Raw genomic sequence first — 21,844 nt, 5'->3', positions numbered from 1 at the left:
TGTTTTCAAACCGTAGCACTCCCCTAAAGATCATCTTGGATTATTTATATGCGAACACTAACGTCATATATGAACCTTTTCGGGTATTTCTTAAAGAAGTAATGCTTGAATTTTATTTTTATTAAAAATTTAAAGCAAATGTTGGGCATGATGAAATCATAATGTCAAATGCATCACAAAAAACATATAAAGTCAATGTAAAAAAATAGGAAGTTTAATAATTTTTTATCAATTATTCTTGTATTTTTATAGAACAACCAGTATAATAAATCTTAAAAAAATTTTAATTTTTATGGGAGGTCGTTATGGAAAAAAATGGTTCAACCCAAGGTTTTCGTTCGTTCCTGAAACGTAAGGATATTGAGTTTTCTGCAAAACGATACGGAATTGAAGCCTTAGGGGCAATGGCACAGGGTTTATTTGCTTCTTTGCTGATTGGCACCATTCTTACCACAATAGGTCAGCAACTTGGTATTGAGATTTTAGTAGAAATTGGGGGCTATGCAAAAAGCGTCACCGGCCCTGCCATGGCCATCGCCATCGGCTATGCACTAAAATGTCCACCACTGGTTCTTTTCTCATTGATCGCAGTGGGCGGCGCAGCCAATAGTTTAGGGGGACCGGGGGGTCCTTTGGCTGTACTTGTTGTTACAATTTTTGCAGCAGAATTTGGTAAAGCAGTATCAAAGGAAACAAAAATTGATATTTTAGTAACACCCTCTGTAACAATTATCATAGGTGTATTATTGGCTATGTGGTGGGGTCCCACTTTGGGGACACTGGCAAATGGCGTTGGAAATACCATTATGTGGGCCACAGAGCTTAGACCTTTCCTTATGGGCATACTGGTTGCTGTCATTGTTGGTATTGCCCTTACACTGCCCATCAGCAGTGCTGCAATCTGCGCCACCTTAGGGTTGACCGGCCTTGCTGGGGGTGCAGCAGTGGCTGGCTGCTGTGCTCAAATGATTGGCTTTGCAGTCATGAGCTTTCCTGAGAACAAATGGGGTGGTTTATTCGCCCAAGGCATTGGAACTTCCATGCTACAAATGGGTAATATCGTGAAAAATCCGAAAATTTGGATTCCACCAACCTTGGCATCTGCCATCACAGGACCCTTTGCTACCTGTTTCTTTCAGATGAAAATGAACGGTGATGCCGTTGCCTCAGGGATGGGTACCTGCGGGCTTGTGGGGCAAATTGGCCTTTATACAGGCTGGGTTAATGACATTGCCGCTGGAACGAAAAGCGCAATCACTGCCTTTGATTGGCTGGGCATGGGCATGATTTGTTTCATTCTTCCCGCAATACTTACTTTGATTTTTGCTTATATATTGAGAAAAATCGGTTGGATTCGAGAAAATGATCTAAAATTAAATCTATGATATTAAGGGTGTCGATAGAATCGACACCCTTTTTTATTATAGAAATGAAGGTTTAAAAGATAAAGATTAGACTAATTATAAAAATAAACGTAGGCGCAAAAGGTTTTGCATTTTAAAAGCCCCAAATTGAAAGGTAATATTCCATAACAATTCTAGGGGCTTTATTGATTTCTTTTATTTTTATTTGCAGACAGTAAACTTCTCTTGCAATTGCATAGGCATTTTTAAGAAGGCCTGTTTAAAATCTTCCTCTTCCAGAAGCCCACCCTCTTTAGCTACAACAGCAGCTGAGATATAATTTGCCGCTTCTATGGCTTCTTTGAAGTCTAGACCAAAGCGTCGTGCAGCAATGATAGCTCCCATATGGGAGTCACCAGCACCGATGGTATCCACTACTGTGGTTTTTACGGGTGAAGCATACCAATCCTGATTTCCATCATAGCAATACGAGCCGCTTTCCCCCAGAGTCACAATCACTGGGCGCTGTGTTTTTTCAAACAGCTTTCTCGCCCCATTTTCTATGGTTTTTTCAGCGGTAAAATCCATGATCTCTTTTTCATTAAGGTGCATAATGGGGTGAAGCTTCAAAACAGCATCCATTCGCTCCCCATGAATTTTCAAAATACGTGGGCTTGGTGAAAAATATATTTGATATTCAGGATGCTTTTTCAAATATTCTATGATATTCATACCTGTATTCTCTTCGATTTCCAAGCCACAGATATATACGCTGTCTATTGATTCTTGATGAATCTTTTCTAAATAAGATTCATCAAAGGTATATTCAATGCCATGGTCGACGATAAAGGTTCTCTCCCCGCCCGATTCTACCATGCAATAGCAACAACCGTTTTCCTCCTCAGGACGCCTTACATAGATTGAAACTCCTCTCTCCGTAAGTCTGTCCAATACAAAACTGCCATAAATACCTCCTCCTACGGCGGTACAAAGGCTATATGGCGCAGAAAAATGACGCAAAATATCTGAGGTTAAAAATGCACAGCCTCCCAAAGAACGGCTTTGCTTTGATATATGAATATCCTCTCCTGTTACAGGCAAATGAGGAATATTTACAATGACATCCACCACTGCGGAACCAATTACCAGCGTTTGTTTCATTATTGTTCTCTCCTAACTTTAATCACTTTTCCTAGTATAGCATAAAAAATAAAATTTTCGAATATTTTCTTTTTTTGGGAACTCTGGAAAAAAAAATGCGTCATATAAAATGAAAAATAATAAAGCCTTCAAAAGGAAAGGGGAAATATAAAATGAAAAATATGAAACGTTTGTTAATTACCGCATCTTTAGCAGCTGCACTCGCACTTGGTTCCGCCTCAGCGGTTTTCGCTGCAGAAAGAAACTCCATCACCACCACAGGAACAGGGATAGTAAAAGTTCAACCTGATGTTGCCACAATGTCTTTTACCATTCAAAGTGCCGGTAAAACCGCTGAATCAGCACAAAAGGACAACAACATGATATCAGCAAAGGTTATAAGTAAATTAGAAGAAATGGGTATTGCCAAAGATAAAATTATTACAAGCTATTCCGCAGTGTATCCTACCTATCAATATGACGCCGAAACAGGCAAAAGCAGCATTAACGGATATCAGGCAAAAATAAACTTGGATGCAACCGTAAAAGACATTGATAATGTAGGATCCTATATTGACGGAGCTTTGAAAGCGGGTGCTACAGGCTTTAATAATGTTATTTTCTCTTTGGAAGACACAAACCGTTATTATACCCAGGCTTTACAGCAGGCTGTTAAGAATGCTTCCAACTCTGCTACTGCTATTGCAACGGCATACGGTAAGCCCTTAGGCGAAATTTTAAACGTTGTGGAGCATGAATCTTATGCATCTTTTGAGGAACCCGCACTTTACAAAGAACGGGCTATGTCGGATACCGGCTATGGCAGTACCAATCAAACAGTGATTCAGTATGATAAAGTACAAGTTACCGCTACCATTACTGCTACCTATGGTATTTAAAAAGAAAATTTACTTTCGTATATATTAAATTAGATGTTCTCTAAACCCCCATTGCTATGCAATGGGGGTTTTTCTAAAGGCAATAAATTATATGTTATTACAATTAACAATTCCATAACTCAATTCAGCTATATAAGTAATTTATTTTTATCTGTTCGTATTATTAACACTCTATTTGAAATTAAAAAAAGAATCCTGAAAATAGAATTCTTTTCTTTCTAATTATATTAAGCTTTTAAATTCAGGGGCATATTTTGTTGGAGAAAATTCTATCACATCATAGCTTGCTATTTCATTTATATAAAACGGATCTTCTGATATAATTTCTTTCATTTCAACCTCATTTTTTGCATGAAATAAAATAATGCCTCCAGTACGAGGATTCTTACGTCCTGAACAAATGAATTTTCCCATAGCATAATATTTGTCTAAAAAAGCAATATGCTCCTCCAAATATTTTTCTACCTCTGTCAAAGGTTTTATATAAGTTAAATTTGCAATAAACATTTTTTTCCTCCTCTATTTTGTCATGCTGTAATGGCATATTAAAATATTATCATAAATACAAAAAAAAATCCATGTGTTAGTGAACTCACAACACATGGATTTTGACGGAGAAGGAGGGATTTGAACCCTCGCGCCGCGTTAACGACCTATACCCTTAGCAGGGGCACCTCTTCAGCCTCTTGAGTACTTCTCCAAAAAACCTACTGCCAAAACATCATACCATTTTCTATGAGATTTGTCAAGGAAAACTATTTGCAAATTATTTTATTTTTTTCCTACAACTGACAATCCCTTTTCATCTTGTATACAACCTCAATTTTTGAATCAAAAAATTATATTCTTTGCATCAGTTTCATGTTTTTTTTATTTTTTTTTAAGTCCTTAATTGTTTTTAAAAATGGGAGCTATGACAAACCCACAGCCCCCCATTTTCATTCATTAAAAATTATTTCTTCTTTTCCAGTTTCTCTAAGCCACCCATATAAGGACGCAAAACTTCAGGAATGCGTACAGATCCATCTGCCTGCAAGTTATTTTCCAAGAAAGCAATCAGCATTCTGGGAGGAGCAGCAACGGTATTATTTAAAGTATGGGCAAAATATTTCTTTCCATCCGCAGAAGACACGCGAATACCCAATCTTCTTGCCTGGGCATCTCCCAAATTGGAGCAACTTCCGATTTCAAAATATTTTTTCTGTCTAGGAGACCACGCTTCCACGTCTACAGATTTTACCTTTAAATCCGCCAAGTCACCGGAGCAGCATTCCAAAGTACGCACAGGGATATCCATGGTACGGAACAAATCAACGGTATTTTCCCATAATTTATCATACCACATAGGGCTATCCTCTGGCTTGCATACAACAATCATTTCTTGCTTTTCAAACTGATGAATACGGTATACGCCACGCTCTTCAATGCCATGAGCACCTTTTTCCTTACGGAAGCAAGGAGAATAACTTGTTAAAGTTTGAGGTAAATCCTCTTCCTTATTCATTGTATCGATAAATTTACCAATCATGGAATGCTCACTGGTACCAATCAGATAAAGGTCTTCCCCTTCAATTTTATACATCATTGCATCCATTTCCGCGAAGCTCATAACGCCTGTAACAACGTTACTACGAATCATGAAAGGAGGAATGCAATAGGTAAAGCCACGGTCAATCATGAAATCTCTGGCATAGGATAAAACTGCAGAGTGCAAACGAGCAATATCCCCCATGAGATAATAAAAGCCGTTACCAGCAACTCTTCTTGCGCCTTCTAAATCAAGACCATTGAAGCTCTCCATAATTTCTGTGTGATAGGGAATTTCAAAATTAGGCACAACAGGCTCACCATATTTCTGTACTTCCACATTTTCACTATCATCTTTTCCTATGGGAACGGAAGGATCGATGATATTAGGAATTGTCATCATAATTTTCTTGATTTTTTCCTCTACCTCTTTTTCCTTTTCCGTCAGCTCGTCAACTCTTGTTGCTTCTGCAGCAATTTTTGCCTTTACTGCTTCCGCTTCATCCTTTAAACCCTTTGCCATTAATCCGCCGATTTCCTTAGAGAGCTTATTTCTTTCTGCACGAAGTACCTCAACCTCTTGCTTTATACCTCTGTTCTCAAGGTCTAAAGCAATTACCTCATCTACCAAAGGCAACTTATTATCCTGAAATTTCTTTTTGATATTTTCTCTTACCACATCAGGATTTTCCCTTACAAATTTAATATCTAACATCTTTTTTTCCTCCTTATTCTTTCTAATCTTATACGAATTTGGGAAATCGGAGTAAAATAAAAAAACCCCCGATCCCATAAAAAACAGGGACGAGAGTATTTCCCGCGTTGCCACCCAGATTGCCCGAAAAAATTTCGAACCTCTTTAAACAGCGATATAGGGCTTACCCTTCCGACTTTCATCGGCAGCTGGGAAAGTGGAGCATTTTCCTTGTTTCATCGGCTCGCACCAAACACCGACTCTCTGAAGAAATACAGAAAACTTAGCTTTCCTATGGGCGATAGTCGCCACACGCTTTGCCCCACTATTATATACCAGTTTACAAAGAAAAATCAATAGTTTTTGGAGCTTTTCCAAATTTGTTTCCAAAACAATAATTATGTCAACTTATAATATGAATTTTTCTATAACTTCCGCCACTGCATCCTGCTCACATCGATTTTTTGTAATATAATCTGCAATTGCCTTTACCTCAGGCTCTGCATTGGCCACTGCTATACCCAATCCTGCTTTTTTTATCATAGATATATCGTTATGGCTATCCCCCACAGCAATAACTGATTTTAATGGCACTCCAGCTTTTTTTGAGGTTTGCTCCATAATATTGCCTTTGCTAACGCCTTTTTTTACAATTTCCATAAATATTTTGCTGGAAAAAAAGCAATCTAACTCGTCCCCTGCAGTTTCTTGCACCATTTTTTGCACCAATAGCAACTTTTCTTTATTTCCCGAAATAAGAGATTTTGTAAATTCTCCTTGATATCTTAGTGGTTCCTTTACAACCTCAACACCGCTGCCCATAACCTTACAATATTGCTTTACGCGGTCTGATTCCATTTCAGCCATAAATTTTCGGTCATCATAATAATATAGCTCCAACCCAAGCTCCCGAGCAAATTTTGCAATGGGTGCATAAGTTTTTGGGGAAAAGCTTTCACGAATTGCAAGAGACATGTCCCTTAAGTCGTAAACAGCCCCCCCATTCTGACAAATGGCATAGCCTTCTTTTCCGAATAAATCCAGTTGTTTAAGGAAGCGCTCCACGCCAAAAACACCTCTACCGGTACAAATTACAAACTGAACCCCTTTTTTCATTGCTTGTTGAATCGCATTATTATTTTTTTCTGATACTTCTGTATCATTTTTTAATAAAGTTCCATCCATATCAGAGAAAATCATTTCATAGCCCATATTCTACTCCTTTTTTCACTGCTTTATCTACATTCTGTGGATAACTATGTGTTTTTCAAAAAATTTTCGTCATTTTTTAAAATATTCCAGTTGGTTATCCACAATATCCACATATTTTATACACATATACACATTTTTTTAAGAAAAAAGGTGGTTTTCAGAAATTCTTTTCCTCCTTCCACCTAATTGTTATTCTTTATTTTCTTTCAATAATTCCTTTTCAATAAAAGGCGGTAATTCTTGAAATATATCTTCTTCGAAATGAACCTCTTCCGTATCATCTTCTATTTCTTCATTTAGCATATCCACAACTGCAATTTGACTTGCCATAACCTCTTCTTGGAAAATTTGCTCTTTTTCAGCCATGGTTACATCCCCAAATTCCCCTGTAGACTCCTTTGGTGCTTCATCCTTGGAGATATCAAGCTGTAACTGCTCCTCCATAATAGGCTTGTCTTTTTTCCGGAATATAGGCTTAAATTTTACCTTTAGTACTTTTTCATGCTCTGGGTGATATGCTTGATCCTTTGCCATTTGTACTGCCTTGATTTCTTCTTCTGAAAGCATATATATGCTTACACCCATCTGTATAGGTTTTGCATAAGTGAAAGAACCAGTGCGGCTATGAATGCCGTTTAGAACCACACCATTATCCTCACCGTCTAACAATGCTAAAGCAAAACAAAGGTTCCCACCCATTTCTTCAAAAGGATTATAACGAACCAATCCAACCTTTTGGATATTACTCTTCATGGTCTTATCCATATCGGTAACCATATCCAATAGTTTTCCGTACTTTTCCTCAATTTCTTTTGAGCTTTTATAGTATTTTTCCAGTTTTAGTTCTAAATTATGGCTAGGTCTTCGGTTAGTGCCCATGAAAAAATCATATCTCTTCTTTTGCCCATTGAACTTTACAAACAGGACAACACACAAAATGAAAAGTAGAAGCACCGCTATTCCTAACCCCATAAGAATATATATAATATAATCTTGCTGCAATTCCATTTGTAATTATCCTTCCATTCTTTTCATCATGGTTAAAAGTCTATCCAAATCTTCTTGAGAATAATACGTAATTTCGATTTTCCCCTTATTTTTCATTTGACTAATTCGAACCTTCGTGGAGAAAATGGTTTTTAATTCATCCTCAACTGCTTTTTGATTCGCATTTTCTGATAATTCTTTTTTATCATTTTTCACGACTTCTTTTTGATTTAACTCAGCTTTGACCAAGGCTTCTGTAGCTCTTACGCTCAATTCTTCTTCAATAACATGCTCTGCTAATTCAAACTGACGCTCCTTATCCGTAATGGAAAGAAGTGTTCTAGCATGACCACTAGACAACTTATTTTCTATAACAAAGTTTAAAACCCTCGAATCCAGCTGTAATAAACGCAGAGAATTGGTAATTGTAGAACGACTTTTCCCTACTTTTGTTGAAATTTGCTCCTGATTTAGTCCAAATTCCTCCTGCAATCGACGATAGCTTTCTGCTTCTTCAATAGGATTTAAATCTTCTCTTTGCAAATTTTCCACTAAAGCAGCTTCAAATGCTTCAGCATCTTCCCATTTTCTCTCAATGGCCGGTATTTTTTTCAACCCTGCAATCTTCGCTGCTCTCCAACGTCTTTCTCCAGCAATAATTTCGTAGTAATCTCCATTTTTACGAACCACCACTGGTTGAATCATGCCATAAGTTTTTATAGAAGCCGCCAGCTCCTCCAGCGCAGTTTCATCAAAATATTTCCTTGGCTGTTTGCGGTTTGGCTCAATCATATCTATTTCTATTTCCCAAACGCCAGTTTTACCCATATCTTTTCCTGTTTCTTTGAAATCTTCCAATTTATTATTGATCAATGCTTCTAATCCCATTCCTTTAGAACCTAGTCCCATTTTTTTAGCAGCCATAAATTAACTCCACTCCCTTTCGATAACTTCTTCTGCTAAAAGTGCATAACTTTCTGCCCCTTTGGATTTGGGGTCATATAAATGGATGGGAAGTCCATGGCTTGGTGCTTCTCCCAACCGAACATTTCTTGGAATAATACTGCGATACACGCTGCTTCCTAGGCTACGTTTAACTTCCTCTACCACCTGTAAGGATAAATTTGTTCTTGCATCAAACATGGTAAATACAATCCCCTCTATTTCTAAATAGGGATTCAACCTTTTTTTAACCAAATTAATGGTATGGAGCAATTGTTCTAACCCCTCCAAAGCAAAATACTCGCACTGAATAGGTACCAACACAGTATCAGCAGCCGTAAGTGCATTAATTGTAATGAGATTCAAAGAAGGAGGACAATCAATTATAATAAAATCATACGACTCTTTTATTTTTTTCAATTCCTCTTTTAATATGAATTCTCGTTCTTCTTTCCCAATTAGCTCTATTTCAGCTCCAGTAAGGCTTATATTCGCAGGAATGATTTCTAAACCTTCTACACAGGTAGGTTGTTTAATATCAATAATTGAAGCTTCGCCAAGAAACATATTATATATTGTTAATTCCATACCATTTTTATCAAGGCCAAGGCCACTGGTTGTATTTCCCTGTTGATCTGCATCTATTACAAGGATTTTCTTTCCATATGTAGCTAAACTGGCAGATAAGTTAATAGCTGTGGTAGTTTTACCCACCCCACCTTTTTGATTGGTCACTGCAATAACCCGTACTTTACCCATGGATTTTCCCGCCTTTCATTGCTATCTGCAAAAATTATAGCACATACCCTAGTGATTTGAAAAGAAAAAACAGTAATGTTTCACGTGAAACACTACTGTTTTAATGCTCTACACAGATTATGTTTCACGTGAAACATAATTAACGTTTTGGATTTACAAAAACACGAATGGATTTTGGAACTACCTTCACTTCAAAAGGCATCCTTGGTCCCATCTCTCCATCAACAGTTGATTCCATAATTTTAAAATTATCAGCAAGACATTCTATTTTAAAATAGGAATCTCTTAAATATAAGATATTTTTTGTATCATTTATATGATCCCCTGTTAGCATTTTTAAAAACAAGGGAGATAACTCAATTAAAGGTCTTCCACGTATTGCAATTAATTCAAACAAACCATCCTGTATAGATGCTTGTGGGGAAAGTTTTGCAAATCCACCAGTACCTGCACTATTCATAATCATATATAAATACAAATCCTCTTCAATTACTTGACTACTGGTTGTAATACGAAAAGGTATCTTATGAAAATTTGGTATTTGTTCTACTCCTTTTAAATAATAAGAAAGACTACCAAGGGCGTTTTTTATATCTTTATCTACAGTTTGAGATACATTGGTGAGAAGCCCACCTGCACACACATTGATAAAATAAGTTGTATCATTCACAAGACCCAAATCAATAGCAACAGGTTGGGTGTTTGCAATGGCGCGGCAAGCTTCTTCAACTTGACCACTTTTAAATCCAAGAAAAGTTGCAAAATCATTGGCAGTACCCGAAGGAATAATCCCTAGTGGGATATCCATTTTCCGCTTCATCATTGCGTTTAATACAATATTAACTGTTCCATCACCACCGGAAGCAACAATTAAGTCATAATCCTCAGGCATTTGTTCAATATGCCTTGTAATATCTCCTTCTGTCATTGTACGAAAAGGATGAACTTCAAATCCACCATCTTGAAAAATACCAATACAGACATCTAAATCAAACTTAAAGCTCTTATTACCCGAAAAAGGGTTATAAATTAACTTTAATTTTTTCATGGTATAACACCTCACTTTTACATCTGCTCTGGTGCATCAATTCCCAAAAGACGCAAGCCTTCCTTCATAACTGTTTTAACAGCCACTACAACAGCTAAACGAGCCTGACGGACATCTTCCTCACTATTTAATATAGGATTATCATGATAAAATTTATTAAAAGCCTGAGCGATTGCAACTAAATGTCTTGTCACGATAGAAGGCTCCAATTTATTAGCTGCATCCTTAATTTTTTCAGGATATGCCTCAAAAAGCTTACAAATGTCCAAGGAGGCTTCATCTGAGAGAGCATCATAATGAATATCATCCAACTTAACTTCCCCGGCTCTTTTTAAAATACTACAAGCTCTGGCATGGGTGTACTGCACATAAGGGCCTGTTTCCCCATCAAAATTAAGCATTCTTTCCCATGAAAAAACTACATCCTTGATACGACCATTATATAAATCATTAAAGATTACTGCGCCAATACCAACTTGCTTTGCAACCTCTTCTTTATTTTCTAAAGAAGGATTTTTCTCCTCAATAATTTTCTTTGTTTCCCCAATTGCCTGATTCAACAAATCTTCCATTAATATAACATTACCATGGCGAGTAGAAAGCTTGCCGCTATCCAAACTTACCAAACCAAAAGGAACATGAATCAAGTCTTTATACCAGTCATAACCCATCAAATGAATCACTTCAAACCATTGAGCAAAATGGAGATTCTGATCTAATGCCGTCAAATAAATGCATTTATCAAAATTATATGTTTTTTTACGGTACAACGCCGCAGTAATATCTCTGGTTGCATAAAGGGTGCCACCATCCTTACGAATAATTAGGCAAGGCGCCATATTTTTGTGTTCCAAATCAACAATCATTGCGCCTTCACTTTCCTTAAGAATATTTTTTTCCTTTAATTCTTCCACAACAGGCGCCATTTTATCATTATAAAAACTTTCGCCAGTATACGCATCAAACTTTACGCCTAGCATTTTATAAACCCGTTCAAATTCTTTGATACTAATATCATAGAACCATTTCCAGAGAGCGAGAGCTTCATCGTCCCCCTCCTGCATTTTTACAAACCAAAGTCTGGCTTCATCATCCAAGGCAGGATTTTTCTCAGCTTCATCATGAAATTTCACATATATTCGCATAAGCTCCTGTATGCCTTGACTTTCAACGGCCTCTTTGCTACCCCAATTGCGATACGCAACAATAAGCTTACCAAACTGTGTACCCCAATCCCCTAAATGATTGACACCTTCACAGTGATATCCTAACGCTTCATAAATTTTATAAATGGCATTTCCAATTACTGTAGAACGCAAATGTCCCACATGAAAAGGTTTTGCAATATTAGGTGAGGAATAATCAATAACTACAGTTTTCCCCAAACCAATATCACTTTTTCCATAATTCTCTTTTTCAGATAAAACTTTTGACAAAATCTCCTGGGCATAAATTCCTTTTTTCACAAAGAAATTTATATATGCCCCTACTACTTGTATATCTTCGATAAAAGCAGGCTTGTCCAACTTTTCTGCAACCTCCTGGGCAATCATCGGGGGAGCTTTGCGAAACACCTTTGCCAAACGAAAACAGGGAAATGCAAAATCCCCCATGGTCTTATTTGCAGGTATTTCTACTGTGCTTAAAGCATCCTCCAAAGAAAGCTCTGTGGCCTTAGATAAGAGTCCAGCAACCTCCATTTTAAAATCCATATTAAAATCCTCCAATCAGAATTCATAAGATCAAATTTTATACATATAAATTATAAAAAACAAGTGCGTACTTCTATAAACTCTATCACAAAAACCCAGTAAAATCAAGGAAAACCCCAATTCTCGGGCTATTATAATCAAATTTTTAACGTAAAAAAAACATCCCAATAGAGATTTGTGATCCACTTTTAGGATGCCTTTTTAATCATTCGTTTTTTGTAACTTTCACCCATACTTTACTGTCAAATTTACATAGGAAATATGTTCTCTCATCACTGCATATGCCGATTGATAATCTCCATTTTTAATTGCATCTAATAGTTTCCCATGTAAATCAAGAGTTACATCAATTGCCCTAGGATTTTGCGTAAGAGACTCCCTTAGTGCCAGTCTAATTCCCTTTTCAAAGGATTCCTTTGCTGCAATCATGGTACTGATGAGTAGATTATTATGGGTAGCTGCTGAAACTTGCAAGTGGAACATGGTGTCATAATCTACAAATAAATTCACATCATGTTTGCTTTCCACCATTTTTTCATAACAAAAGGTGATATTTGCAATATCCTCAGGGGTAGCTCTTTTTGCCGCATAGCTTGCCGTTTCCGCCTCTAACATATATCTAAATTCCAAAAGATCGCCTAAGTCGGAATTCTCAACTGTAATACTAAAAGGAGCAATATTCACAATATTATCAATTTCATTGATAAAAGTACCTGCTTTAGAGCGCTTGATAAAACCAAATACCGCTAAAGCCGTATAAGCCTCTCTTAGGGTACTACGTCCAACTTTTAACATATCACTTACTATATTTTCATTTGGCAGCATATATCCTGCCGGGAGCACTCCACCCATAATTAGTTCCTTAAATCTCTGGAACAGATTTTGGGAAATATTGCATTTACCTAAATCCTTGGTTAAATAAGCCACATTCTCCGCAAGATAATCCCTCTCCATATTGCTCCTCCAAACGCTACATTCTTACATATTCTTAACATTGATGGACATATTTTATCATTGTTTTTTTTGCCTGACAAGAGCTTTCTTATTTTTCAAATACATATTCCTCTTGAATCTCCGAAAGAGGAATTTTTCGATTCAGCAAAAAGGATGCTGTTTCATCATGAATCTCTAACAACCGTTTTTGATCCTTCCTTCGGATGATCTGATCTTTTTTGTTTTGATCAAGGGTCAGCATTTCATAAACGCTGCGAACCACAAAGTGATTCTTATCCTGAGCATTTCTAAATTGCGTCCAAACAGGAACAAAAGAAACCTCTTTTACATTTGGGCGACCGTCCCCCATTTGCTCTATGGTTAAGTGTAAAATAATTGAAGCATTTCTGGGGGGCGTTGTTTGAGAAGAAATAAAATTCCCCAAGGAATAAATAATAAATCCGTCATGAGGCCCATCACCATGATCCACCTTTCGATATTCCATACGCTGCAAAACATGGGGGTGACTAGCGAGAATAATATCTGCTCCGGCAAGAAACATCAAATCTGCCCAATTTTGGAATACTTCCTTTGGGTAGGTTTCGTATTCATTGCCCATATGGGGCATCACAACAACAAAATCTGCCCGCTCTCTAGCTTTTTTGATATCAGCAACCATTTGATCCTCATCAATGAGATTCACCAAATATGCATCAGGCACAGCAATACCATTGGTTCCATAGGTATAAGATAAAAAAGCAAAATTAATTCCATTGACATTCCGATATAAAATTTTATCCCGATCTTCCGCTGAACGGTATGTTCCCATATGAGCAATTCCGGCTTCATCCAGCTTGTCCAAAGTGCGGATTAAGCCCGCCTTTCCCGTATCCATACAATGATTATTTGCAGTGGTTAAAATATCAAAGCCTGCATCCTTTACTGCATCCAAAAAAGCATCAGGGGTATTAAAACAGGGATAAGAAGAATAGCTTCTTCCTGTTCCTCCAAAAGTTGACTCTAAATTACCCAAAACAAGGTCATAGCCATCAAAATATTTCTTCACATCCTGAAAATTATGCATAAAATCGTAGGTTCCAGTGGCAGGGTTATAAGCCTCTTTATATTGATAATCATGTACCATAATATCCCCTACAACTGCCAGCTTGGCCTCTCTAACGATAGGCAATGCTTCACCTGTGGAGACAGAGTATTTCTGCCTACCTTCAGCTGAGCAGGAGGTAAAAAAGAAACATATCAACAACAGAGAAAATATTTTTTTCATTTTGTGCCTCCCGAAAAAAGCTTAAAAGCCTAATAGTCTTTGGTAAAAAGTTTTCAGTCATACTTTAAAAATAAATCTCTTTGTTACACAATAAAAAAAGGTTAAGTAGAAAAGAAAGCCCGCTTTTGCCAATAGACTGCAAGAAAAACGGGCTCTTTCATTTCTACTTCATGAATTTAAATTTGGTTTCAATAAGTAATTTTGAATTGAATAACAATGTTAGCTAAGCTCTTCTTCACTTAAGCTCAATGCCGTACCATTTTTTATAGAGCGTCGACAAAAATAATAAATAAAACAACACAATAACGCAGGCACTAACACCAAAATAAAATAAATGGCATTTTTCCACATAAAAAATACCCAGAAAGAAAGTACAAGCATAAGAACTGGCAAAATGATACCTGTCCATTTTCCATTTGGTCTGCTTGCCACAATTCCTTCAATAAAAACCATACATACAACCAGTGAAATTACCTTCCCCACAGCCAAAAAAAACTCTATGTCCCACATCTTCCCTAACACCTCGATTTTTCTGATACGATCTAATTTGATTTTAGCAGTATAATGAATAATTGTCAAATAATCATCAGAATTTTTAATCTAATTATATAAAATTAACAAAAATTATAAATGAATAATTAAATTTACTTGTTATTGATAAATCAAACTAAAAAAGGATATCAACAATATGATATCCTTTTTTACTATTTATTCAGTGATTGTTGTTTCTTCCTCAGAAACGATAGGGCTTTCCTCGTTTAAAACAGAGGTTTCATCATCCAAAATTTCTACATCATCATCTTTAATATCTTCCTCAGAAATTTTTGCGATACCCACAACCGTTATGCCGTCATTCAAGTTCATCAGTTTCACGCCCTGTGAAACACGACCAATGGTTGAAATATCCCTTGCACGCAAGCGAATTATAATGCCTTCTGATGTCATAAGCATTACTTCTTCATTCTCCTCAACCAACAGAACACCAGTCAAAGCACCTGTTTTTTCTGTTAATTGATGAACTTTCAAGCCTTTTCCACCACGGTACTGGACAGTAAACGCATCTGTTTCAGTACGCTTTCCAAAACCTTTTTCTGTTACATTCAAAATTTTTGCATTTTCCATTATCTTTACAGCAGAGACCACATAATCCTCATTACGCAGAGTGATTGCCTTAACACCCGTAGCTGTACGACCCATAGGACGAACATCTTTTTCAGAGAACTTAATGCCCAGGCCCTTTCTTGTTGCAACAAAAATTTCGTTATCTCCATTTGTTGTCATAACGGAAATCAGATTATCATCATCCCTTAAATTAACAGCGATCAAGCCACCCTTACGGATATTTGCAAAGCTTGTCATCTCTGTTTTCTTGATAATGCCCTGTTTTGTAATCATAACAAGGTATTCATCTTCCTTAAATTCCTTTACAGGGATGATCGCGGTAATGCTTTCACCGGGGGCAATTTCCAGCAGGTTTACAATTGCCATCCCCCTTGCAGTACGTCCTGCTTCAGGTATCTCATAGCCTTTCATGCGATATACTCTACCACGATCGGTAAAGAACAAAATGGTATCATGGGTAGAAGAAAGGAACATATCCTTAACAAAGTCTTCCTCTCTTGTCTGCATACCAACAATGCCTCTGCCGCCTCTATTTTGGCTCTTATAGGTATCCAAAGGGGTACGCTTGATATAGTTCAAGTTTGAAAGAGTCATAACACAAGTTTCTTCTTCAATCAAATCCTCTACATCAATTTCACCGGGATTCTGCACCAACTGAGTACGGCGCTCATCCCCATACTTATCCCGAATTATCGTTATTTCGTCCTTAATAACGCCAAGCATTAATTTTCTATCTGCTAATAAGGATTTAAAATAAGTGATTTTTTCCATCAAATCTTTATACTCCGCATCGATTTTTTCGTGCTCCAAGCCTTGCAAACGACGCAGCTGCATTTCCAGAATTGCCTGTGCCTGAATCTCAGAAAGCTGAAAACGTTCCATAAGGCGTTCCTTGGCATTATCATAGCTGGTACGGATAATGCGGATTACCTCATCGATATTGTCGATGGCAATACGCAGACCTTCCAAAATATGAGCTCTTTTTTCTGCTTTATCCAGGTTAAATTTGGTTCTTCTTGAGACCACATTTTCCTGATGTTTCAAGTATTCCGAAATAATTTGCTTCAAATTTAAAGTTTCCGGCTTACCATTGACCAACGCAATCATAATGGCGCCAAAGCTTTCCTGAAGCTGGGTATATTTATAAAGCTGATTCAAAATAACATTGGCATTTACGTCCTTCTTCAGCTCAACAATAATCTGGATATCATCGCCAGCGGAAGCATCATACAAATCGCTAATGCCTTCAATACGTTTATCCTTGACCAATTCGGCGATTTTTTCAATCAACCGAAGTTTATTCACCATATAGGGAAGTTCTGTTACTACAATTTTTTCGTGACCGTTTGACATGGGCTGAATTTCTGCCAGTGCACGGACTAAAATTTTGCCTCTACCAGTACGATACGCCGCACGAATTCCGCTTTTCCCCAGAATTGTCGCACCTGTGGGGAAATCTGGACCTTGGATATGCTCCATTAATTCCTCAACATCGGTATCTTTATCATTGATGGTATTATCAATCATACAAACAACGCCATTAATGACCTCTGTGAGGTTATGTGGCGGTATATTTGTAGCCATACCAACAGCAATACCCGAGGAGCCATTTACAAGCAAGTTAGGGATTCTAGCAGGCAAAACAGTAGGTTCTTTTTCGTTTTCATCATAGTTTGGCACAAAATCAACAGTATCTTTTTCGATATCAGCCAGCAATTCTGCTGTAATTTTAGACATTCTTGCCTCGGTATAACGGCTTGCAGCAGCGCCGTAGCCGTCAATTGAGCCGAAGTTACCGTGACCGTCTACCAACATATAGCGCATTGAGAAATTCTGTGCCATACGCACCATTGCCTGATAAATAGAGCTATCACCATGGGGGTGGTATTTACCCATGGTATCACCCACAATACGTGCTGACTTACGGTAGCCTTTATTAGGGTCAAGGTTCATTTCGTTCATAGAGAAGAGAATACGTCTTTGCACTGGCTTCAAGCCATCCCGCACATCGGGCAATGCACGGGCAACGATAACGCTCATGGCGTAATCGATATAGCATTTTTTCATTTCCTCGTTGATATCTATGGAAACGACCTTATCTATTTCTTTGAATTCGTCGCTCATTTTTTCACCTCTTTTAAAATTTAAAGGGATAAGACCTTGGGGCTTTGCCCCAATTCCCCACAAGGGATTTCTCCCTTGACCCCTTATTCTCAAAAACTTCGTTTTTGAAGGGTTGAATAAATTTATAAAACAATTTCTCTTGGTAAATACAGTTTTCCATTCTGGCTCAAGGCCACAGCCTTACTAGGTCTTAGACCTTGGGGCTTTGCTCCAATTCCCCACAAAGGATTTCGTCCCTTGACCTTTTATTCTCAAAAACTTCGTTTTGAAGGGTAGAATTAAATTACTGTTGATTCTTAGACCTTGGGGCTTTGCCCCAATTCCCCACAAAGGATTTCATCCCTTGACCCTTTTTTCAAAAACTTCGTTTTTGAAGGGTAGAATTAAATTAAAAATTACCTCTTGGAAAACGCAGTTTCCATATTGGATCAAGCACAGCCCTTGTTGAGTCTTAGGGGCAACGTCCATAAGGTCTTGATCTTGACTTATTTCAGTGGCGGATTTCAATTGAAAAAAGCTTGAAAGAACTGAGCTTTTTTCAATAAGCGAACGCTTAAAAATCCATTTCGGCATACTCGGCATTCTCGGCAATAAAATCTCTTCTGGGTTCTACGCTATCGCCCATAAGCATGCTAAATATCTCATCAGCAAGCAATGCATCGCTGATGTCCACTTTTTTCAAAATCCTATGCTCAACGGCCATAGTAGTATCTCTTAACTGGTCAAAATCCATTTCACCAAGACCTTTGTATCTTTGTACATCCTTAATTCCTGTTTTACCAATCTCGTTATATAACGTCTCTAACTGTAAATCGTCATAAACGTAATAATGCTGTTTATTCTTCTCCACACGGTATAGAGGTGGCTGAGCAATATAAACCTTGCCTTCCTCAATTAATAGAGGCATATACCGATAAAAGAAGGTTAAAAGCAGTGTCCGGATATGGGCACCGTCCACATCGGCATCTGTCATGATAACAATTTTATGATAACGCAGTTTATCAATATCAAAATCCTCAGAAATACCTGTACCAAAAGCGGTAATCATATTTTTGATTTCTTCACTGCCTAAAATTCGATCCAATCTAGCCTTTTCCACATTTAGAATTTTCCCTCGCAAAGGTAAAATTGCTTGGGTTTTCGGGTCTCTTGCTTTAATGGCACTTCCCCCCGCAGAGTTACCCTCTACGATATAAATTTCGCATTCATAAGGATCTTTACTGGTACAATCTGTCAGCTTGCCCGGCAATCTTGTATTCTCCAAACCGGTCTTGCGCCGTACCAACTCCCTTGCCTTTCTGGCTGCGTCACGGGCTCTAGAAGCCATCATACCCTTTTCAATGATATTTTTAGCGACTGAAGGGTTTTCCTCCAGATAATAGGTAAAATACTCGCTTAAAACGCTTTCCACAGCATTCTTTGCTTCGCTGGTACCTAATTTTGCCTTTGTCTGGCCTTCAAACTGGGGATCCTCAACTTTAATACTGATAACAGCAGAAATGCCTTCTCTTACATCGTCACCAGAAAGCTTCTTATCAGCATCTTTGAGAATGCCAATTTTCTTCCCATAATCATTCAGTGTTTTTGTTAAACCACTTTTAAAGCCAATTAAATGCGTACCACCATCAGGAGTGTTGATGTTATTTACAAAACTAAAAATATTTTCGGTATATCCATCGTTATACTGAAATGCCACTTCTACCAAAATACCGTCCTTCTGCCCACAGCAATAAAAAATATCGCTATATAAGGTCTGACGGCTTTTATTAATATAAGCAACAAATTCTTTAATACCACCTTCATAGTGGAAGGTACGTGCTTGTTCCATCCCCTCACGCAAATCCATAAGGTTGATTTTTAAACCTTTTGTTAAAAAAGCAGTTTCTCGTAAGCGCTGCTTTAAAATATCGTAGGTAAAAACCGTTTCTTCAAAAATCTCAGGATCCGGCAGGAAATGATGACTGCCAAAGGGGCTAATACATTACCCTGGGCATATTTTTGCTCATAAATCTTTCCATCGGTATATATGTTTACCGTCAGCCAAGTAGACAGAGCATTAACAACAGAAGCACCAACACCATGGAGACCACCGGAAACCTTATATCCCCCTCCACCAAACTTACCGCCAGCATGCAAAATTGTAAATACCACCTCTACGGCAGATATCCCCTTTTGCTGTTGAATACCAACAGGAATGCCTCGGCCGTTATCCATAACAGAAATGGAATTATCCGGATGAATCTTTACGGTTATTTCAGTACAAAAACCAGCCAAGGCCTCATCCACCGCATTATCCACGATTTCGTAAACCAAATGATGCAGCCCTCTCGCACTGGTAGAACCGATATACATTCCCGGTCGCTTTCTAACAGCCTCCAAACCTTCCAACACTTGGATTTGACTTTCATTATAATCTGATGACATAAAACCTCTCCTTCAACTAAATCTTTTAGGGTTCTTCATCGTGCTTTGCGCCAAAGAAAAAATAGGTTTCTTTCATAAAACCTATTTCAAATCAAAAATGATAGGTAAATTTTTTCTTTTTTATAGCTTAGACACTGTTTTTTAAGTGCACTATGTTTTCCTAGGAAACACGCTTTTGGCATATTCCACGAATCATAGAAAACAGACTAAATTTTTTAAAATAAAAAATCTAAAATCGTTCCAAATTTTAGCGAGTTTATAATACATAACTATTATAACATTTTTAAAAGAATTCTACAAGAAGAAAACCTTATATTTTCAAGGAAAACACTAATTTTTAATGAAAATATTTAATATTTTTCCTTCCTTATTAATTATTATATGATTACTGTAACAAAAATATTAGGAAATTTTGCAATTTTTTAGGGAAAATACAAGTAGAGATAGGATTGATATTTTTCAATAATCTTTTTCTTAGAATAAATCAAATTTTGTGCTCCCCATGCAGACAATTTTATAGCCATCATCATACAATAAAAAAAGCGTAACTTTTAGTCATTACGCTTCTCCAATCCATTTTCACTGACAATTTGCCCATTTTCCACATAAAACAAATTATCTTTGCTGATATATTTTTTTATTGCATCCTCAATTCCTGTACAAGTCAAAAAAGCCTGCAGACCATCAATACTTTCCATCAAATATTTCTGCCTTCTTTCATCCAGCTCGGACAGCACATCATCCAAAAGTAAAACAGGCTCCTCACCGGTTTCTTCCCGTATCAAATCAATTTCCGCCAATCTTGCAGCCAAGGCTGTTGTTCTTTGCTGACCCTGAGAACCGAAGCTTTTCACCTCTTTCCCATCAATGGTAAACAAAATGTCGTCCTTATGAGGCCCAAAATTGGTACTGCCCAAATAAATATCTCGCTGTAAATTTCGTTTCAGCCTTTCCTCCATGTGTCCCGGCTCGCAATTTGGCTTATATAGAATTTTAAGGGCATCTAGGCCCCCTGTAAGCGCGTTAAGTTTTTCAGCGGCGATTTTATCTAGCCTTTGCAAAAAATCCGTTCTAGCCCCCATAACGCGCTCACCGTAATCAATTAACTGGGTATCCCATACAAAAAGAGTTTCTTGTAAGGCGGGATTCTTCTGAATTTCCCGTAATAAATTATTTCTCTGCTTCAAAATACGATAATATTGCTGCAAATCATAATAATAAACCCGACTAAGCTGACAAAGTTCCATATCCAAAAAGCGCCGACGTTCTGCGGGTCCTTCTTTAATCAAGGAAAGATCCTCAGGCGAAAAAACAACTGTATACAAAGTTCCAAACAAATCCCCTAGCTTTTTGACTGGTACGCCGTTTCTGGCTATGCCTTTTTTTGTATCTCGCTTCAAATGAACATCAATACGCTCTTTTCGGCTATTTTTGTTGATTAATAAACGAATGTGGCTTTCCTCCTCCTGAAAACCAATCATTTGCCAATCATATTTTGTTCGCATAGACCTTCCCATGGCACATAAATAAAGGGACTCCAAAAAATTGGTTTTTCCCTGGGCATTCTTTCCGTAAAACACATTAATTCCTGGAGAGGGTTTTATTTGCATCTCCTCCAGATTACGAAAGCCTTGCAAAGAAACCTCTGAAATTTGCATAAATATCCACCCGATATACAAAATTATTTTAAAGA

General features: G+C 37.4%; 16 protein-coding genes, 1 tRNA gene and 1 pseudogene. 2 read left to right on the top strand and 16 right to left on the bottom strand.

Translation table 11 applies throughout. From position 1 onward, the window contains the following. Nucleotides 1–305 precede the first annotated feature (305 nt). On the top strand, nucleotides 306–1,385 hold the full coding sequence (locus tag RTK36_RS06460; protein ID WP_312045395.1) for a PTS transporter subunit IIC: 1,080 nt from the start codon (nucleotides 306–308) through the stop codon (nucleotides 1,383–1,385). A 180-nt stretch (nucleotides 1,386–1,565) separates the two neighbouring features. Here the strand turns inward: RTK36_RS06460 and RTK36_RS06455 are convergent, their stop codons facing one another. Continuing rightward, the gene (locus tag RTK36_RS06455; protein WP_312045393.1) at nucleotides 1,566–2,504 is read right to left on the bottom strand and encodes a carbohydrate kinase family protein; all 939 of its coding nucleotides are present in this window, start codon (nucleotides 2,502–2,504) and stop codon (nucleotides 1,566–1,568) included. A 152-nt stretch (nucleotides 2,505–2,656) separates the two neighbouring features. On the opposite strand from RTK36_RS06455, the gene RTK36_RS06450 reads away from it, so the two are divergent. Beyond that, nucleotides 2,657–3,382, top strand: a complete 726-nt coding sequence (locus tag RTK36_RS06450; protein ID WP_312045391.1) for an SIMPL domain-containing protein — start codon at nucleotides 2,657–2,659, stop codon at nucleotides 3,380–3,382. Between the two features lie 222 nt (nucleotides 3,383–3,604). Here the strand turns inward: RTK36_RS06450 and RTK36_RS06445 are convergent, their stop codons facing one another. From RTK36_RS06445 to recF, 15 genes and pseudogenes are all read right to left on the bottom strand, one after another. Continuing rightward, a complete protein-coding gene (locus RTK36_RS06445) occupies nucleotides 3,605–3,889 on the bottom strand; it encodes a YciI family protein (protein ID WP_312045389.1) in 285 nt (94 codons plus the stop codon). A gap of 105 nt (nucleotides 3,890–3,994) precedes the next feature. After that, a tRNA-Ser gene (locus RTK36_RS06440) sits at nucleotides 3,995–4,082 on the bottom strand. 252 nt (nucleotides 4,083–4,334) lie between these two features. Further along, a complete protein-coding gene (serS, locus tag RTK36_RS06435) occupies nucleotides 4,335–5,624 on the bottom strand; it encodes a serine--tRNA ligase (RefSeq protein ID WP_312045387.1) in 1,290 nt (429 codons plus the stop codon). 387 nt (nucleotides 5,625–6,011) lie between these two features. Continuing rightward, complete coding sequence (locus RTK36_RS06430; protein ID WP_312045386.1) at nucleotides 6,012–6,815, bottom strand: Cof-type HAD-IIB family hydrolase; 804 nt, start codon at nucleotides 6,813–6,815, stop codon at nucleotides 6,012–6,014. A gap of 189 nt (nucleotides 6,816–7,004) precedes the next feature. Next, nucleotides 7,005–7,823 (bottom strand): DUF4446 family protein, encoded by an 819-nt coding sequence (locus RTK36_RS06425; protein ID WP_312045385.1) that lies wholly within the window; start codon nucleotides 7,821–7,823, stop codon nucleotides 7,005–7,007. A 6-nt stretch (nucleotides 7,824–7,829) separates the two neighbouring features. After that, entirely contained in the window at nucleotides 7,830–8,726 is an 897-nt protein-coding gene (locus RTK36_RS06420; RefSeq protein ID WP_312045384.1) for a ParB/RepB/Spo0J family partition protein, read from the bottom strand. Between the two features lie 3 nt (nucleotides 8,727–8,729). After that, complete coding sequence (locus tag RTK36_RS06415) at nucleotides 8,730–9,503, bottom strand: ParA family protein (protein ID WP_312045383.1); 774 nt, start codon at nucleotides 9,501–9,503, stop codon at nucleotides 8,730–8,732. 139 nt (nucleotides 9,504–9,642) lie between these two features. After that, nucleotides 9,643–10,551: a YegS/Rv2252/BmrU family lipid kinase gene (locus RTK36_RS06410; protein ID WP_312045382.1), complete on the bottom strand. Its 909-nt coding sequence runs from the start codon at nucleotides 10,549–10,551 to the stop codon at nucleotides 9,643–9,645. Between the two features lie 17 nt (nucleotides 10,552–10,568). Further along, nucleotides 10,569–12,263: an arginine--tRNA ligase gene (gene argS / locus RTK36_RS06405; RefSeq protein WP_312045381.1), complete on the bottom strand. Its 1,695-nt coding sequence runs from the start codon at nucleotides 12,261–12,263 to the stop codon at nucleotides 10,569–10,571. A gap of 225 nt (nucleotides 12,264–12,488) precedes the next feature. Further along, nucleotides 12,489–13,217, bottom strand: coding sequence for a FadR/GntR family transcriptional regulator (locus RTK36_RS06400; RefSeq protein ID WP_312045380.1), 729 nt, complete (start codon nucleotides 13,215–13,217; stop codon nucleotides 12,489–12,491). Between the two features lie 88 nt (nucleotides 13,218–13,305). Then, a complete protein-coding gene (locus RTK36_RS06395; protein ID WP_312045378.1) occupies nucleotides 13,306–14,481 on the bottom strand; it encodes a CapA family protein in 1,176 nt (391 codons plus the stop codon). Between the two features lie 219 nt (nucleotides 14,482–14,700). Continuing rightward, nucleotides 14,701–14,934 (bottom strand): hypothetical protein, encoded by a 234-nt coding sequence (locus RTK36_RS06390; RefSeq protein ID WP_312045377.1) that lies wholly within the window; start codon nucleotides 14,932–14,934, stop codon nucleotides 14,701–14,703. Nucleotides 14,935–15,189: 255 nt separating this feature from the next. Continuing rightward, complete coding sequence (gene gyrA, locus RTK36_RS06385) at nucleotides 15,190–17,727, bottom strand: DNA gyrase subunit A (RefSeq protein WP_312045375.1); 2,538 nt, start codon at nucleotides 17,725–17,727, stop codon at nucleotides 15,190–15,192. A 553-nt stretch (nucleotides 17,728–18,280) separates the two neighbouring features. Beyond that, nucleotides 18,281–20,151 (bottom strand): annotated as a pseudogene (gene gyrB / locus RTK36_RS06380) (DNA topoisomerase (ATP-hydrolyzing) subunit B). A 551-nt stretch (nucleotides 20,152–20,702) separates the two neighbouring features. Beyond that, nucleotides 20,703–21,809 (bottom strand): DNA replication/repair protein RecF, encoded by a 1,107-nt coding sequence (gene recF / locus RTK36_RS06375; protein ID WP_312045374.1) that lies wholly within the window; start codon nucleotides 21,807–21,809, stop codon nucleotides 20,703–20,705. Between the last annotated feature and the right edge of the window lie 35 nt (nucleotides 21,810–21,844).

The sequence above is a fragment of the Anaerotignum sp. genome (genome assembly GCF_031981185.1).
GTDB lineage: Bacteria > Bacillota > Clostridia > Lachnospirales > Anaerotignaceae > Chakrabartyella.
Note: the sequence above shows the minus strand (reverse complement) of the source record. Positions and strands in the feature narration are given on the sequence as shown.

What these genes read in the sequence shown, in the direction of transcription:
- RTK36_RS06390 (WP_312045377.1), bottom strand. Translation starts at nt 14,934, where the DNA reads ATGGTTTTTATTGAAGGAATTGTGGCAAGCAGACCAAATGGAAAATGG.
- gyrA (WP_312045375.1), bottom strand. Translation starts at nt 17,727, where the DNA reads ATGAGCGACGAATTCAAAGAAATAGATAAGGTCGTTTCCATAGATATC.
- RTK36_RS06395 (WP_312045378.1), bottom strand. Translation starts at nt 14,481, where the DNA reads ATGAAAAAAATATTTTCTCTGTTGTTGATATGTTTCTTTTTTACCTCC.
- RTK36_RS06460 (WP_312045395.1), top strand. Translation starts at nt 306, where the DNA reads ATGGAAAAAAATGGTTCAACCCAAGGTTTTCGTTCGTTCCTGAAACGT.
- RTK36_RS06400 (WP_312045380.1), bottom strand. Translation starts at nt 13,217, where the DNA reads ATGGAGAGGGATTATCTTGCGGAGAATGTGGCTTATTTAACCAAGGAT.
- RTK36_RS06430 (WP_312045386.1), bottom strand. Translation starts at nt 6,815, where the DNA reads ATGGGCTATGAAATGATTTTCTCTGATATGGATGGAACTTTATTAAAA.
- RTK36_RS06425 (WP_312045385.1), bottom strand. Translation starts at nt 7,823, where the DNA reads ATGGAATTGCAGCAAGATTATATTATATATATTCTTATGGGGTTAGGA.
- argS (WP_312045381.1), bottom strand. Translation starts at nt 12,263, where the DNA reads ATGGATTTTAAAATGGAGGTTGCTGGACTCTTATCTAAGGCCACAGAG.
- RTK36_RS06410 (WP_312045382.1), bottom strand. Translation starts at nt 10,551, where the DNA reads ATGAAAAAATTAAAGTTAATTTATAACCCTTTTTCGGGTAATAAGAGC.
- RTK36_RS06420 (WP_312045384.1), bottom strand. Translation starts at nt 8,726, where the DNA reads ATGGCTGCTAAAAAAATGGGACTAGGTTCTAAAGGAATGGGATTAGAA.
- RTK36_RS06415 (WP_312045383.1), bottom strand. Translation starts at nt 9,503, where the DNA reads ATGGGTAAAGTACGGGTTATTGCAGTGACCAATCAAAAAGGTGGGGTG.
- RTK36_RS06445 (WP_312045389.1), bottom strand. Translation starts at nt 3,889, where the DNA reads ATGTTTATTGCAAATTTAACTTATATAAAACCTTTGACAGAGGTAGAA.
- serS (WP_312045387.1), bottom strand. Translation starts at nt 5,624, where the DNA reads ATGTTAGATATTAAATTTGTAAGGGAAAATCCTGATGTGGTAAGAGAA.
- recF (WP_312045374.1), bottom strand. Translation starts at nt 21,809, where the DNA reads ATGCAAATTTCAGAGGTTTCTTTGCAAGGCTTTCGTAATCTGGAGGAG.
- RTK36_RS06455 (WP_312045393.1), bottom strand. Translation starts at nt 2,504, where the DNA reads ATGAAACAAACGCTGGTAATTGGTTCCGCAGTGGTGGATGTCATTGTA.
- RTK36_RS06450 (WP_312045391.1), top strand. Translation starts at nt 2,657, where the DNA reads ATGAAAAATATGAAACGTTTGTTAATTACCGCATCTTTAGCAGCTGCA.